The organism is Glutamicibacter sp. B1 (assembly GCF_039602135.1).
GTDB lineage: Bacteria > Actinomycetota > Actinomycetes > Actinomycetales > Micrococcaceae > Glutamicibacter > Glutamicibacter ectropisis.
In genome coordinates this window covers 1,828,823-1,844,241 of the sequence record NZ_CP125942.1, presented here as the reverse complement: position 1 = coordinate 1,844,241, position 15,419 = coordinate 1,828,823, and the positions used below count along the sequence as shown (strand labels likewise).

At 58.7% G+C, this 15,419-nt stretch carries 14 protein-coding genes; 13 read left to right on the top strand and 1 reads right to left on the bottom strand.

The window, feature by feature from the left end; translation table 11 throughout:
- Nucleotides 1-65 precede the first annotated feature (65 nt).
- The 4 genes from hisS to QMQ05_RS08515 all read left to right on the top strand — a co-directional run bounded on the left by hisS (nucleotide 66) and on the right by QMQ05_RS08515 (nucleotide 5,138).
- On the top strand, nucleotides 66-1,388 hold the full coding sequence (hisS, locus tag QMQ05_RS08530; protein ID WP_345469215.1) for a histidine--tRNA ligase: 1,323 nt from the start codon (nucleotides 66-68) through the stop codon (nucleotides 1,386-1,388).
- Nucleotides 1,389-1,479: 91 nt separating this feature from the next.
- Nucleotides 1,480-3,282 carry an aspartate--tRNA ligase gene (gene aspS / locus QMQ05_RS08525; RefSeq protein ID WP_345469213.1) on the top strand — a complete coding sequence of 601 codons (1,803 nt, stop codon included), beginning with the start codon at nucleotides 1,480-1,482 and terminating at the stop codon, nucleotides 3,280-3,282.
- 334 nt (nucleotides 3,283-3,616) lie between these two features.
- Nucleotides 3,617-4,756 carry a hypothetical protein gene (locus tag QMQ05_RS08520; RefSeq protein ID WP_345469212.1) on the top strand — a complete coding sequence of 380 codons (1,140 nt, stop codon included), beginning with the start codon at nucleotides 3,617-3,619 and terminating at the stop codon, nucleotides 4,754-4,756.
- A 52-nt stretch (nucleotides 4,757-4,808) separates the two neighbouring features.
- Nucleotides 4,809-5,138 (top strand): PadR family transcriptional regulator, encoded by a 330-nt coding sequence (locus QMQ05_RS08515; protein WP_345469211.1) that lies wholly within the window; start codon nucleotides 4,809-4,811, stop codon nucleotides 5,136-5,138.
- 18 nt (nucleotides 5,139-5,156) lie between these two features.
- On the opposite strand, the gene dtd is transcribed toward QMQ05_RS08515, so the two are convergent.
- Nucleotides 5,157-5,594: a D-aminoacyl-tRNA deacylase gene (gene dtd / locus QMQ05_RS08510; protein WP_345469209.1), complete on the bottom strand. Its 438-nt coding sequence runs from the start codon at nucleotides 5,592-5,594 to the stop codon at nucleotides 5,157-5,159.
- A gap of 79 nt (nucleotides 5,595-5,673) precedes the next feature.
- On the opposite strand from dtd, the gene QMQ05_RS08505 reads away from it, so the two are divergent.
- The 9 genes from QMQ05_RS08505 to aroC all read left to right on the top strand — a co-directional run bounded on the left by QMQ05_RS08505 (nucleotide 5,674) and on the right by aroC (nucleotide 15,416).
- A complete protein-coding gene (locus QMQ05_RS08505; RefSeq protein WP_345469206.1) occupies nucleotides 5,674-7,086 on the top strand; it encodes a replication-associated recombination protein A in 1,413 nt (470 codons plus the stop codon).
- Nucleotides 7,087-7,274: 188 nt separating this feature from the next.
- Nucleotides 7,275-7,898 (top strand): 30S ribosomal protein S4, encoded by a 624-nt coding sequence (gene rpsD, locus QMQ05_RS08500; RefSeq protein ID WP_334123952.1) that lies wholly within the window; start codon nucleotides 7,275-7,277, stop codon nucleotides 7,896-7,898.
- A gap of 124 nt (nucleotides 7,899-8,022) precedes the next feature.
- A complete protein-coding gene (locus QMQ05_RS08495) occupies nucleotides 8,023-8,394 on the top strand; it encodes a DUF948 domain-containing protein (RefSeq protein WP_345469201.1) in 372 nt (123 codons plus the stop codon).
- Between the two features lie 78 nt (nucleotides 8,395-8,472).
- Nucleotides 8,473-8,682: a hypothetical protein gene (locus tag QMQ05_RS08490; RefSeq protein WP_345469199.1), complete on the top strand. Its 210-nt coding sequence runs from the start codon at nucleotides 8,473-8,475 to the stop codon at nucleotides 8,680-8,682.
- 19 nt (nucleotides 8,683-8,701) lie between these two features.
- Nucleotides 8,702-11,392 carry an alanine--tRNA ligase gene (gene alaS / locus QMQ05_RS08485; RefSeq protein WP_345469197.1) on the top strand — a complete coding sequence of 897 codons (2,691 nt, stop codon included), beginning with the start codon at nucleotides 8,702-8,704 and terminating at the stop codon, nucleotides 11,390-11,392.
- Nucleotides 11,385-11,858, top strand: coding sequence for a Holliday junction resolvase RuvX (ruvX, locus tag QMQ05_RS08480; protein WP_345469195.1), 474 nt, complete (start codon nucleotides 11,385-11,387; stop codon nucleotides 11,856-11,858). Before alaS ends, ruvX begins: the two co-directional genes overlap by 8 nt.
- Nucleotides 11,859-11,908: 50 nt before the next feature.
- Nucleotides 11,909-13,315, top strand: coding sequence for an endolytic transglycosylase MltG (gene mltG / locus QMQ05_RS08475; protein WP_345469193.1), 1,407 nt, complete (start codon nucleotides 11,909-11,911; stop codon nucleotides 13,313-13,315).
- Between the two features lie 32 nt (nucleotides 13,316-13,347).
- Nucleotides 13,348-14,187 carry a shikimate dehydrogenase family protein gene (locus QMQ05_RS08470; RefSeq protein WP_345469190.1) on the top strand — a complete coding sequence of 280 codons (840 nt, stop codon included), beginning with the start codon at nucleotides 13,348-13,350 and terminating at the stop codon, nucleotides 14,185-14,187.
- A 29-nt stretch (nucleotides 14,188-14,216) separates the two neighbouring features.
- Entirely contained in the window at nucleotides 14,217-15,416 is a 1,200-nt protein-coding gene (gene aroC / locus QMQ05_RS08465) for a chorismate synthase (protein ID WP_345469188.1), read from the top strand.
- The last annotated feature ends 3 nt before the right edge of the window (nucleotides 15,417-15,419 follow it).

The following is a 15,419-nucleotide window of genomic DNA, read 5'->3' as shown; positions in this document are numbered from 1 at the left end:
TGCACAGGTTTCTTATAAAACAGGCTTAAGATGGGTTGGTAGCCCAATTTGCACTAAGGAGTTTCATGGCACGCAAGGCCTCACTATCAGGTTTCCCGGAATGGCTTCCAGCTGAACGGGCTGTTGAACAGCACGTACTGGACACCTTGCGTCATGTTTTTGAACTACATGGATTCGCCAATATTGAAACCCGTGCAGTAGAAACCCGCGCCCAGTTATTGCGCAAGGGTGAAATCGACAAGGAAGTCTACGGACTCTCGCGTCTGGCAGCCGAGGATGACAAGAACGATCCGAACGCGCTGGCACTGCACTTCGACCTCACCGTGCCTTTTGCTCGTTACGTGGTGGAAAACGCTGGTTATCTAGCATTCCCATTCCGTCGTTACCAGATGCAGAAGGTCTGGCGTGGAGAACGCCCACAAGACGGTCGCTTCCGCGAATTCACCCAGGCAGACATCGACGTTGTGGGCGATGGCACCTTGCCATTTAGCTACGACGTGGAGCTGGCACTAACCATCGCCGACGCACTCTCAGCCCTACCGATCGGTGATTTCCGCTTGCGCGTGAATAACCGCAAGCTCGCCGAGGGCTTCTACCGCGGACTGGGTCTGGAAGATCCAGATGCCGTCTTGCGCGCTATCGACAAGTTGGAAAAGATCGGTGATGAGGCTGTTGCAAAGATCCTGATGGAAGAAGTTGGTGCAACCCGCGAACAAGCTGAGGCCGCCTTGGCCCTGGCGAAGATCCGCACCATGGACACCAGCTTCGTCGAACAGGTCCGCGCCCTCGGCGTCACCCACGAACTTTTGGACACCGGCCTGGATGAGCTCTCGCAGGTCATTGATGCAGCGTCCAAGCGTGCCCCCGGTAAGGTCATGGCTGACCTGTCGATCGCTCGAGGTCTGGACTACTACACCGGCACCGTGTACGAAACCGTGCTGGTGGGCCACGAGTCACTCGGTTCGATTTGCTCTGGCGGTCGCTATGAATCACTGGCCTCTAAGGGCAAGAAGAACTACCCGGGTGTGGGCCTGTCCATCGGCGTAACCCGCCTGATTTCACGCATCTTGGCTGAAGAAGTTGTTACCGCCAGCCGTAGCGTACCGTCAGTGGTATATGTCACGCTGGCTAATGACGAATCCTGGCACGAAGCGCAGGATGTCGCCGCCCAGCTGCGCGAACGCGGTATCGCTTGTGAGGTGGCAGCCAGCGCTGAGAAGTTCGGTAAGCAGATCAAATTTGCTGATCGTCGCGGGATTCCGTTTGTCTGGTTCACCCGCGCCGATGGTACTCACGAGGTCAAGGACATCCGCTCCGGGCAGCAGGTTGCCGCCGACCCACAGTCGTGGATGCCCGAGGCCGAGGACCTGAAGATCTCCATCCGTTAGAACTCTGGGCGTCATTGCCCGCTCACGCATCCACTTTGGGTGCACTAAACTTCATGGGAAGAAACTTTCTCAACCGACCGAAAGGATCGTAGTGCTACGCACTCATCAGCTGGGCGTCTTGAACGCTGAGCACATTGGACAGCAGGTCACCCTCACCGGCTGGGTCGCCCGTCGCCGTGACCACGGTGGTGTCGCCTTCTTGGATTTGCGTGATGCCTCGGGCGTAGCCCAGGTTGTCGTACGCGATGAAGAGGACTTCCACCCGCTGCGCAATGAGTTCGTGCTGCAGATCGTCGGTACCGTCGAGCGCCGCCCGGAAGGCAACGAGAACCCGAACCTGCCTACCGGCGAAATCGAGGTTATCGCTGATACCGTGACGGTGCTGAACACCGCCGCACCACTGCCTTTCCAGGTTGACGAGCATGTTGAGGTTGGCGAGGAAGCACGCCTGCGCCACCGCTACCTGGACTTGCGCCGCCCAACCCCGGCCCGCAACATCCGTCTGCGCTCCGAGGCCAACCGCGTGGCACGCAACCTGCTGCACGATCAGGGCTACATCGAGATCGAGACCCCAACCCTGACTCGCTCCACCCCAGAAGGTGCCCGCGACTTCGTCGTACCGGCACGTCTGACCCCGGGCAGCTGGTACGCATTGCCACAGTCCCCACAGTTGTTCAAGCAGCTGCTGCAGGTCGGCGGTTTCGAAAAGTACTACCAGATCGCTCGTTGCTACCGCGATGAGGACTTCCGTGCTGACCGTCAGCCAGAGTTCACCCAGCTGGATATTGAAGCATCGTTCGTTGACGAAGATGACATCATCGAGCTCGGCGAAAAGCTGGTCAAGGAACTGTGGAGCCTGATCGACGTTCAGGTCCCAACCCCGATCCGTCGTATGGCGTACTCGGAAGCTATGGCTAAGTACGGTTCGGACAAGCCGGACCTGCGCTTCGGTCTGGAACTGACCGAAATGACCGAGTACTTCGCAAACACCTCCTTCAAGGTCTTCCAGTCCGAGTATGTGGGTGCTGTAGTCATGCCTGGCGGCGCGTCCCAGCCACGTCGTACCCTGGATGCTTGGCAGGAATTTGCTAAGCAGCGCGGTGCCAAGGGCTTGGCTTATGTGCTCATCAAGGAAGACGGCGAACTGGCTGGCCCAGTGGCAAAGAACCTCTCCGATGAAGAGAAGGCCGGTCTGGCCGAAGCCACCGGCGCACAGGCTGGCGACTGCATCTTCTTCTCCGCTGGCAAGAAGAACGAGTCTCGTGCCCTGCTTGGCTCGGTTCGTGTTGAAATCGGTCACCGCACCGGTTTGATCAAGGACGGCGACTGGGCTTTCGTCTGGATCGTTGACGCACCAATGTTCGAGGCTGCTTCCGATGCTGTTGCCTCCGGCGACGTCGCTGTGGGAGCCGGCGCATGGACCGCGGTACACCACGCGTTTACCAGCCCTAAGCCAGAGTTCATGGACACCTTCGACACCGATCCAGGTTCGGCACTGTCCTACGCTTACGACATCGTCTGCAACGGCAATGAAATTGGTGGCGGCTCGATCCGTATCCACCAGCGTGACGTTCAGGAACGTGTCTTCAAGGTCATGGGCGTAACTCAGGAGCAGGCCGACACTCAGTTCGGCTTCCTGCTTGAGGGCTTCAAGTACGGCGCCCCACCACATGGCGGCATCGCACTGGGTTGGGACCGTGTACTGCAGTTGCTGACCAACTCCGAGTCCATCCGCGACGTCATCGCCTTCCCGAAGACCGGTGGCGGATTCGATCCACTGACCCAGGCTCCTGCGCCGATCACCCCGCAGCAGCGTAAGGAAGCTGGCATCGACTTCAAGCCTGAGAAGAAGAAGGCTGAAGAGACCGAGAAGGCTGAGGCAGAGGCCAAGTAGCACCTGCTGAATCCTGCAGATAGAGGGCTGGGATTACTCCTTGAAGGAGTGTCCCGGCCCTTTTGCGCATCTGGGCTCCTGTTCACTTGTCTTCCGCGAAAATCCAGTCCTATCCCATAGAATGGAGTTGCCGGGTTTCCGGCGTGCTTGTGCCCTGCCAGTATGCAAAAACTAGCTTGAACTACCTTTTGAGTTCGCTAAGCGGTAACGATAGCTGCGCATCCACAATTCCACGCCGGCCCGGTTTTCTCATGCCATCTACCTCTTTGCATTGTGTCGATAAATCTACTAGGTTGAAAACTAACCTAGTAAGCCAAATGCGAGGAGTTCTTCGGTGAAACCCCAACCAGAGGCGGACGCACCTGCCCAGATCATCGCCACCTACGCGCCCAATGACCAAGAATGGGCCGAGCAATTTCATGCGGCTTTGGTACTTGCCGACGCCACCGAAGAACAGTGCATCCAGGAACTACTGGACCAGCGAGAAACCATCACCTCAAACGGCCAGGGCGCCGAAGAGCTCTTAGGTAGCGGCTGGCTTTTTGGCAAACAGCGTGCACGTCAAATCAAAACCCCGGAACAGCTTGCTCAAGAGGCGCTGCCTGTTGATAACTTCCATACTTTGGTTTTGGGTTTTGGGCTGGTTATAGGCGCGATGGCCATTGGCTTCGGCATCTGGATAGCCATCAAGGATGGCTGGATAGCGCAGAGCTGGTTGTATTGGCAGCTTGCCTGTTTCATCGCCGGCGGATCAGTCGCCTTCATCGGCACTGGGTTTGTCCAATTACGAATGGCGGCACGCTTCAAAGCCTCGTGGCGCCTGGCGCTGATCCCTCTACCTGTAGTCGCCCTTGCTGTGACGTTCATTTTCTTGGTCACGGAGGAGGGGGCGATCATCCCGATACCGAATTTCCTCGTGCCAGTGCTGGGTCTGATACTTGCCGTAGGGGTATTCTTCCTGCCTGAATTCGGCAAGGAAAAAGTTGAAGCTAGTGTCAGTGACGCACCCTACCGCTCACCAGAAGCATGGTTTGCGCAGGCACAAAGAATTCTGCGCGGCCGTTATGGATTCACCAAACGTGAGGCTGATATCGCACTGGCTGATGCCAAAGGGGATTGGCTCAGTGCCCAGCAGTCAGGTCAATCAATCGACGCTATCGCAGAATTGGGTGCACCCAACGAGTTTGCCATCCAGGTAGCACCAAATAACACCGCTGCCATGGCTCGGCGATGGGCGCTGAAGAACTGTGTGTTGTTGGCCGTTTTCGGGTTCTATCTGTACGGGCAAATTGAACCGATGCTCTCCGAGGGATTCTCTTGGTGGAGTGCAACGTGCGCCATATTGTGCCTCCTGTTGATCACCTATTACCTCAGCAGGTTCCTGCCGTCGAAGCGTACTGCGCATATTCGCGAGAAACAGCTGGCGTTGCAACAATCCGCAGACGCGGTAGCTGAACGACAAGACAACGCCTAATGCTTGTAGAAGAATTTACAAACTTCAATTTATCGTCTGGGAAAGGCTGATCATGGCATCAAAATCACGCTTTCCCGCGAGCTGGCAACGAGCCATGTTGCCGCTGCTCTTGCTTGACCAGCTCGATGCCGGCCCCGCCCATGGCTACGCCATAGCCAAGGCACTGACCGACAGGGGATTCGACCCACTCAAGGGTGCAACCCTCTATCCCGCCCTAGCCAAGCTCGAGGCATCCGGCGTGGTCAGCACCACTTGGGAAGAGGGGCAGGGCGGTCCCGGGCGTAAAGTGTACGAACTGACCGATGTCGGTCGCACCGAGCTTGCCGAGCAAAAACTACTATTTAGTGGCTTTGCCCAACTGGTTACAAACAGTGAGAGATGAGGCCGGCTGACCGTGGATCTAGGCCAGATCCGCAGAGTCAACAATCAGCGTCATCGGTCCGGAATTGACTAAGTGAACGCCCATCATGGCGCCAAAGCGTCCGGTCTCAACGTGAGCACCCAGCTCCCGAAGGTAAGAGACGAAGTACTCATACAGTGGTTCGCTCACCGCGCCAGGAGCCGCATCAGACCATGAAGGACGCCGCCCCTTACGCACCGACCCGTAGAGCGTGAACTGACTGATCACCAACAGGGGAGCCGAAGCCGCTTCGGCACTCGTCTCATCGGACAAGATCCGCAGTCGCCAAATCTTCTCCGCAACTTTACGCGCGGTGGCCTGGTCATCATCATGGGTGATGCCCAGCAAGACGACCAGACCCGGTGAGGACAATTCCCCAACGATCTGTTGCTCAACTTCTACATGTGCGGTGGAGGCCACCTGGACTACTGCGCGCATTAGGTCCTTCTACTAAGCCTGTGACGAACGAGGCGCACCATATGCGCGCCAACCCCCAGAGTATCGCTAGGCTGGGTAGGTGAGCGATTTGTTCGATGCCCTAGATGACGATGACTTTGTCGCCGAGCGTAACGGCGGTGGGATTAACCGTCCACGCCCTCCCTTGGCTGTTCGCATGCGCCCGCGCACCCTCGACGAACTGGTCGGCCAGCAACATCTGCTCGGCCCCGGATCACCCTTGCGTCAACTGGCTGAACATCCCGAGACCGGTCCGGCAGGACCTGCCAGCGTCATCCTGTATGGGCCACCGGGGATCGGCAAAACCACCATCGCGCACGTCATTGCCCGAGCCACCGACCGCAAATTCGTGGAGCTCTCGGCCATTACCGCCGGCGTGAAAGACGTCCGACGGGTCATCGAACAGGCCAAGGACGACCGTGATTTACGCGGACTGACCACCGTGCTGTTCCTCGACGAGATCCACCGCTTTAACAAAGCCCAGCAGGACGCGCTGCTGCCCGGAGTGGAAAATCGTGTGGTCGTGCTGGTGGCGGCCACCACCGAGAACCCCTCCTTCTCGGTCATCTCGCCACTACTCTCTCGTTCCCTGCTGCTGACCCTGCGCCCACTGACCGATGGGGATCTGGCAGAACTGCTGGATCGCGCAGTGGACGATGAACGCGGGTTCGACGGCCAGGTAGAACTGGATGACGAGCAGCGCGACGCCATTGTCCGCCTAGCTCAGGGCGATGCTCGCCGTTCACTGACTGTCTTAGAAGCCGCCGGTGCGGTCGCCTGGAACGCCGCAGGTAAAGACGTCGAACCACCGGTGAAGATCACACAGGATCACGTTCAGCTGGCCATGGACCAAGCGGTGCAACGCTATGACAAGGATGGCGATCAGCACTACGACATCATTTCAGCCTTCATTAAATCCATCCGCGGCTCTGACGTGGATGCCGCCCTGCACTACCTGGCGCGCATGCTTTCAGCGGGGGAGGACCCACGCTTTATCGCCCGCCGCCTGATGATTTCGGCCAGTGAAGACATTGGCATGGCCGATCCCACCGCGCTGCCCCTCGCCGTCGCCGCAGCACAGTCGGTACAGCTGACCGGCATGCCCGAAGCACGCATCATGCTCGGTCAAGCCACCGTGCATCTGGCCACTGCACCCAAATCCAATGCTTCCTACAATGCGATCAATGCGGCCCTCGCAGATGTCTCTGAAGGTAAAGGCTCGCTGGTGCCCGATCATCTGCGGGACGCACACTATCCCGGGGCCAAGCAGTTGGGTCACGGTGTCGGATATATTTACGCACACGACGCACCACATTCCATCGCCGCCCAGCAGTACCTGCCCGATGACCTAGTGGGGACCAACTACTATGACCCGACCGTCAACGGTGCAGAAAAAACGATCGGACCACGTCTAGCGAGGCTGCGCGAGATCATCCGTGGCAAGGACCCCAAGCGCGGTCAACGTCGGCGCTAATTGTGCGCTACGCCTCAGCACGAGCCTAGGGCGTTTCGTGTAAACTTGATCTTTGGCTGGCAAGCCCTGCCCAGAATTCGAGTGATCGGGATTTGGAGCAAGGTTGCAGTGTAGCAGGGACGCGACGCCCACACACTCTCCACCCTGGAGGCCAGTAGTTACCGTCGCTGAACGAAAAGGACACATCAATGGCTAACGCCCGTGCCCGCCGCACCGTACGCCTTTCGCGTGCGCTCGGCCTTGCATTGACCCCTAAAGCTGAAAAGTACATGGAGCGCCGTCCATACGGTCCAGGCCAGCATGGCCGCGCCCGTAAGAAGCAGGACAGCGACTACGCAGTACGTCTGCGCGAGAAGCAGCGTCTGCGTGCCCAGTACGGCATCCGCGAAGTTCAGATGCTGAACGCATTCAAGGAAGCAAAGCGCCTCGGCGGCCAGACCGGTGACAACCTGCTGGCACTGCTCGAGTCCCGCTTGGACGCCCTGGTTCTGCGTGCAGGCTTCGCCCGCACCATCCAGCAGGCTCGCCAGCTGGTCGTGCACCGCCACATCCTGGTCAACGGCCAGCGTGTAGACCGCCCTTCCTTCAAGGTACAGCCGGGTCAGCTGATCCACGTACACGAGAAGAGCGAAAAGATGGTTCCATTCCAGATGGCTGCAGCCGGTGAGCACGCTAAGGTGCTGCCAGCTGTTCCTAGCTACCTGGACGTAAAGCTGGAAGCCCTTCAGGCTACCTTCGTGCGCACCCCAGAGCGCGCCGAAATCCCAGTGACCTGCGAAGAGAACCTCGTGGTCGAGTACTACGCACGCTAAAACCGTGCGCTAGTTCCAAGCCCGCAACCGGTTTCGGTTGCGGGCTTGTCGCTTAACTACCTTTTGGAGCTCAGACTTCGATAAGGTGGACTGGCACCAAAAACCCAAGCAGAAGAGGAAGCACATGTCGGGTTCGGATATTGCAGGGCTCATCGCCGCCGGCGCGTTTGTAGTACTAGTAGTGCTACTGGCCGTTCCGATCATCAAGTTGGGCAAGGTGTTCGACGAGCTTCGCAGCACGATCAAAGACGTGTCCGACGGAACCACCCCGTTGCTAGGGGAAGTTGCCAACACCGTGGCAACCACCAACGACCAGCTCAAAAAGGTCGATACGATCACCACCAACGTTTCTGATACCACCGCCAATGTTTCCGCATTGTCTTCACTGGTCGCTGCCACCGTTGGCAAGCCACTGATCAAGGTGGCCGCGTTCACCGAAGGCGTGAAGGCCGCAATGAACACCAAGCCAAGCGGTAAGGCACGCCGTAGCCGTTAAGTCAGAGCCTGTTCGATCGAACACGTATCGGCGCGCTGAATGAGAGACGGCCCATTGATGGCCGCCAAGGAGACTAGAATGAAAAAGTTCTTGTGGGTTTCTATTGGGGTGGGCGTTGGAGTGCTCGCAACGAAGAAATACGCTGAAGTTAAATCCGGTGCAGCGCTCAATCGCCAGATCGGTAAGTATGCCGACCGTGTCGCCGAATATCTGGAAGCCTTCCAGCAGGGAATGAGCTCCAGAGAAGAAGAATTACGTTCCGCCTTGGGCGTGGACACCACTAAGTGAAGGGATCATCCGTAACACGATGAAAACGCAGGAAATTGCCCGTAGGTGGGTCGACTTTTTCGTCTCCAAGGGCCACACAGCGGTGCCTAGCGCCTCGCTAGTCTCAGCTGACCCATCACTGTTGTTCACGGTGGCCGGCATGGTTCCCTTCATCCCGTACCTCACCGCGCGCGAAGAAGCCCCCTACAGCCGTGCAACGTCGGTGCAGAAGTGCATCCGCACCGGCGACATCGAAGAAGTTGGCAAGACCGTACGCCACGGCACCTTCTTCCAGATGTGCGGCAACTTCTCCTTTGGCGATTACTTCAAGAAGGACGCCATCCACTTCGCTTGGGAACTGCTCACCAGCAGCATCGAAGACGGTGGCTACGGACTGGACAAGGAACGCCTCTGGGTCACCGTCTATGAAGACGGCGACGAGAAGGACGTTGAAGCCCGCCGCATCTGGGAAGAAGAAATCGGCATCCCTACCGAGCGCGTCGTAGGCACCGGCAAGGAAGATAACTACTGGAACACCGGCCAGCCTGGCCCCGGCGGTCCTTGCTCCGAGATCTACTACGACCGTGGCGCCCAGTACGGCCAAGAAGGCGGCCCAGCGGTCGACGAGACCCGCTACATCGAAATCTGGAACCTCGTGTTCATGCAGTACCGCCTCTCGGCAGTGCGCTCCAAGACCGACTTCGACGTGGCCGGCGAACTGCCAAAGCGCAACATCGACACCGGTCTGGGTCTTGAACGCCTAGCCATGATCCTGCAGGGTGTCGAGAACATGTACGAGACCGATCAGGTCCGTCCGGTCCTCGACAAGGCTGCACAACTGGCCGGAGTCACCTACACTTCCACCGAGGATCCGAGCGATCCAAACCACGCCAATGACGTGCGCCTACGCATGATCGCTGACCACATTCGCTCCTCGCTGATGCTGATCTCCGATCAGGTCACCCCGGGCAACGAAGGCCGCGGCTACGTACTGCGTCGCCTGATCCGTCGCGCCGTGCGTGCCATGCGCCTGATGGGTGTAGACACTGAAGTGCTCCCAGAGTTGCTTCCGGTCTCCCGCGACGCGATGAAGGGCGTCTACCCAGAGGTTGAGGCAGATTTCGAGCGTATCGCTCGCATCGCTTACGCCGAAGAGCGCGCCTTCCGTCGCACCATCGCTTCGGGTACCACCCGTTTGGATGAAGCACTGAACCACGCCAAGGAAGAAGGCGCCAACCTCTCCGGTGATGACGCCTTCACCCTGCACGACACCTACGGCTTCCCAATCGACCTCACCCTAGAGATCGCCGCCGAAGCTGGCCTGTCCGTTGATGAATCACGCTTCCGTGAACTGATGAACGAACAGCGCACCCGCGCACAGAAGGACGCGAAGGCCAAGAAAGCTGGTCACGCTGACCTGTCGGTGTACAACAAGCTGGCGGAGGCCGGCAACGTACACTTCACCGGTTACGACACGCTGGAAGGCGAGTCCTCCATCCGCGGCATCATCCGCGACGGACAGGTCGTTCCTTACGCTGAGCAAGGTCAGGAAATCGACCTGGTGCTCAACGAAACCCCGTTCTACGCAGAATCAGGTGGCCAGGCTGGCGACAGCGGCCTGATCACCGGTGACGGCTTTGTCCTAGAGGTCACCGATGTCCAGGCGCCGGTCAAGGGCCTGAACGTGCACAAGGTGATTGTGCGCGAAGGTGAACTACCCGCCGAAGCATTGGTACGCACCCAGGTTGATGCGGTACGCCGTCGCTCCGGCGAGCAGGCACACTCCGCTACCCACCTGGTGCACGCCGCATTGCGCGAACTGCTTGGCCCAACAGCCACCCAGGCCGGTTCCTTCAACAAGGCCGGTTACCTGCGCTTCGACTTCTCGTGGGCCGAAGCACTCTCGGCTGCTGCCCGCAGTGAAGTTGAAGAGGTCGTGAACCTAGCGATCGCCGCCAACCACCAGGTCATCACGAATGAGATGGCCTTGGCCGAGGCGAAGAAGCTGGGCGCCATGAGCCTATTCGGCGAGAAGTACTCCAACGACGTACGCGTGGTGGAGATGAACGGTGCCTGGTCGCGCGAGCTGTGCGGTGGTACCCACGTCGACTCCACCGCCCGCATCGGTCAGCTGACCCTGCTCTCCGAAGCATCGGTGGGTTCGGGTAACCGTCGTGTTGAAGCTTTGGTCGGTATGGAGGCCTTCCGTCACGGGGCAGCCGAGCGTGCCCTGGTCTCGGAGCTCTCCGGACTCTTCCGCGTGCCATCCAACCAGGTATCGGAGCGCGTCAATGACACCGTGGCCAAGCTCAAGGCAGCTGAAAAGCAGATCGCCGAACTGAAGAGCCAGGCCATGTTGGCACAGTCAGCAGCCCTGCTGGAAAAGGTCCAAACCATCGGTTCCACCCGACTGCTGGCCCACAATGCCGGTGTGGTTGACTCCGCCGATGCCCTGCGCACCATGGCCCTTGACCTGCGTGGCAAGCTGGGCAGCGACGCGGCAGTGATCGTACTGATCGGTGTGGCTAATGACCGCCCACTGGTGCTGGCAGTAACCAACGAGGATGCGCGCGCCAACGGCTTCAAGGCTGGTGCTTTGGTCCGTACCGCGACCGGGGTACTCGGCGGCGGTGGCGGCGGCAAGGACGACATGGCTCAAGGTGGCGGCCAGGACGCTTCCAAGATCGATGAAGCCCTAGACGCCATCCGGGCGGCTTTGGCCAATGGCTAAATTGGCTCTCGGCGTCGACGTGGGTTTGGCCCGCGTCGGCGTCGCCATTTCTGATCCTTCGGGCGTCCTGGCCACGCCGGTGATGACCCTGCGTCGCGATGTGAAAAAGAACTCGGATCGCCGAATGCTCCTGCGCATTATCACCGACCGAAACGTGGGTGAAGTCTTTATCGGGGAGCCAAAATCACTGGCCGGAAATGACACGGAATCCACCAAAATGGCCCGTGACTACGCCATTGCTTTGGCAGAAGAAGCCGCAAGCACTAATATCGAGCTTGAGGTTTTTCTGGTCGACGAGCGATTGAGCACCGTAAATGCACATCGAGCGTTGCATGCTTCGGGCCGTAAGATGGAGGACCATCGGAAGGTTGTCGACCAGGTCGCTGCCACCGAGATCCTGCAGCAAGTGCTGGAAATGCGCCGGAACAATGTCCGTGTTCAGGCCAGCCGGATCGTCATGAAATAGTTCCGGCAGCTCGCCATCGACGGCGAGAACACACCGAGAAATGAGAGTTGATGCGAGAAGAAGCACGTCAAGAGCGGCAACGCGAAACGCATCGCGCGCTGTATGAAAGCTTCGCGGCAGGCCATGGCCTGCCGATCGCGCAACCTTCAACACCGGAGCTCTCCGGTCTCGGCCATTACCTGTCGAACACCACCGAAGACTCCGGGTCCGGTGCCGCGTCGGAAGAAACTCATACGCAGTTCCTGCCCACGCTGACGCCGGCACCCACCACACAGACTCCGATCATCGATCCGGACGCGCTACCGGCTGTTGAACCGGGCATCGAACCCTCGGATGCACTGCATTCAAGCGGTTTGATCGCGCACGAAAACTCAGTGTCCAAAAAGCAACGTCGAGCAAAGAACCGACGCAAGCGCAACCTAGTCATGCTTGCCACGGTGGTCATTTTTGCCCTAGTTGTCGCCGGATCGATCTTCTTTGTTAAGTCTCTGGTCAAGCAGTTCAACCCCGATGACTATCCAGGTCCGGGCGGCGACACCGTCGAATTTACCGTGGAAGATGGCTGGGGCTTAGGCGCGATTTCGCGCAAGCTTGAAGAACTGGACGTAATTTCCAACGACAAGCTGCTCATTAAAGCGGTGGAGAATTCCACCCAGAGCAATAAGGTCATTCACCCCGGCACCTATCTGCTCAAATCTCAGATGCCAGCAGCCGACGCCGCCGAAGTTCTGGTCAATAACCGACCGGACAAGGTCTTCTATATTGGACTGAAGGCCAACCTGCGCCTGAACGCAGCTTTGGAGGAAATCGCCAAGGGCTCCGGGCTGAAACTTGATGACCTGAAAAAGTTGGCTAACCAGCCAGAGAAGTTCGGGCTTCCAGATTCGGTGTCGAACCTTGAAGGCTGGCTGCACCCCGGGGAGTACCGTTTTGCCCTGGATTCCAGCGCTAAGGACGTGCTGACCGAATTGGTCAACGCCACCAAAACCACGTTGAAGGAAGCCGGTATCAGCGACCTTGAAGAAGGTTACCGCACCCTGAAAATCGCTTCGATCCTTCAAGCTGAGTCCCGCGAAAAGGATTACGCAGTGGTTGCTGGAGCGATCGAAAACCGGTTGAACCCGAATAACAAGGAAACCCACGGTTTGCTACAGGTCGATTCCTCGGTGATTTATGGCCTGAATCGGTACTCCCTTCAATTCTCCAAAGCCGAGAAGCAAGACGCGGCGAATAAGTACAACACCTATGTACATCAGGGGCTACCTCCGACGCCGATCGGCTCACCGGCGACGTCGGCGATCAACGCTGCGGCCAACCCGCAAGCTAATGATTACTACTATTGGGTGACCGTCAACATCGAAACTGGCGAAACCAAATTTGCTTCCACCTATGCGCAGCATCAGCAAAACCAAGCTGAATTCCGCTCATGGTGTGAGCAAAATCCCGGCGTTTGCTAAGCGCCTGAGTAGCGTAGAAAGTACATGAATTGATGAAGCAGGCTGCCGTTCTGGGCCATCCGGTCGGGCATTCGAAGTCTCCGGTATTGCACCGCACCGCCTACGAGCTCTTGGGCGCCGAGCTAAGTTATGAGGCCATCGACCTTGAGCCGGTGCAGTGTGCCGAGCATGTAGCCCGGCTACGTCAGGAAAATTGGGCCGGATGCTCGGTCACCATGCCGCTGAAGGATGCTTTTGTTCCGCTCATGGACGAGGTGTCCACCCGGGTGCAACAGCTCGGCGCCCTGAACACCATCGTGGTGCGTGAAGATGGCTCCCTGTTTGGTGAGAACACCGATGTGGACGGACTGGTTCGGGCCCTCGCTGATTTTTCGCTCACCAGTACCGATGAGGCGATGATCCTTGGTTCGGGCAATACTGCCTTGGCCGCGTTGCGCGCCAGCGCCGAGCTTGGCGTGAAACAGGTGAGCCTGGTGGTTCGCACCGCTCAACGTGCCCAACGCGCTATGGACTTGGCCACAGAACTGGGCCTGCAACCGGTGCTTCATGAAGTCTCCGCGATCACTGGTGATCTCGCACAACAGTTGCGCGATCAGCCGCTGGTCTTTAGCACCCTGCCGCCACGCGCGGGCGATAGTTGGGTGCCGACCATTGGTTCCGGCACCGGAATTTTGCTGGATGTCGCCTACGATCCATGGCCCTCACAGTTGGCCGCCTCCTGGCAAGGACCAGTGATTTCCGGGCTTCACATGCTCATCCATCAGGCCGTGGAACAGGTGCGTTTATTTAGCGGGGAAGCGTGGGATGAGGCTCGACGCATCGACGTCACAAATGCGATGTATGACTCTCTGGGGCTAGTTCGACACCAGTAATTGGGTCAGGTCATGGCAAAATAGAGGACATGTTGCGTTGGTTGACCGCGGGCGAATCGCATGGCCCGGCACTCGTTGGAATTCTTGAAGGGCTACCTGCCGGGGTATCGGTAGATAGCGAAGTTGTACGCGAAGCATTGGCTCGCCGCCGTTTAGGCTATGGCCGTGGCGCGCGAATGAAGTTTGAAAAGGACCAGGTCACTTTCCTTGGGGGCGTACGCCACGGGAAGACCCAGGGTGGCCCGGTGGCCATCGAAATCGGTAATACCGAATGGCCTAAGTGGGAACGCGTGATGAACGCCGACCCTGTTGATCTTGACGAATTGGCATCCATGGCACGTAATGCGCCGCTGACCCGCCCTCGTCCAGGTCACGCAGACTTCACCGGGATGCAGAAGTATGGCTTTGACGATGCCCGTCCGATCCTCGAGCGTGCCAGTGCCCGCGAAACCGCAGCCCGTGTGGCGCTCGGTGCCGTCGCCTCCCGTTTCCTCAATGACCTAGGCATCGAACTGGTCTCACACACCACCGCTATTGGCGCGGTCTCGGCACCATCTGATGCACCCCTACCAACTGCCAGCGACGTCCAGGCCCTGGATGCCGATCCACTGCGTTGCTTTGATCCTGAGACCAGCCAAGCCATGGTGGCCGAGGTCGACGATGCCCACAAGGCGGGGGAGACCCTGGGTGGCGTCGTTGAGGTTTTGGCTTACAACCTGCCTCCTGGCATTGGTTCCTACGTACACTGGGACCGCCGTCTGGATGCACGTCTGGCCGCAGCCCTGATGGGTATTCAGGCGATCAAGGGTGTGGAAGTGGGCGATGGCTTCGCTACTGCTGCCCGCCGTGGCTCCGCAGCCCACGACGAAATTGTTCACGCCGAAGATGGCAGCATCAAGCGTAATTCCAACCGTGCCGGTGGCATCGAAGGTGGCATGAGCATCGGTGAGGTCCTGCGTGTTCGCGCCGGTATGAAGCCGATCGCTACCGTGCCTCGCGCTTTGCGCACCGTGGATACCGCCACCGGTGAAGAGACCACCGCGCATCACCAGCGTTCGGATGTTTGTGCCGTGCCAGCTGCTGGCGTCGTTGCAGAAGCCATGGTCGCCTTGGTACTCGCCCAGTCGCTACTGGAGAAATTCGGCGGCGACTCGGTGGCCGAAACCAAGCGCAATATCGACTCCTACCTAGCCAACATCCCGGATAATCTGGGTTCGACTGGCGTCTAGGAA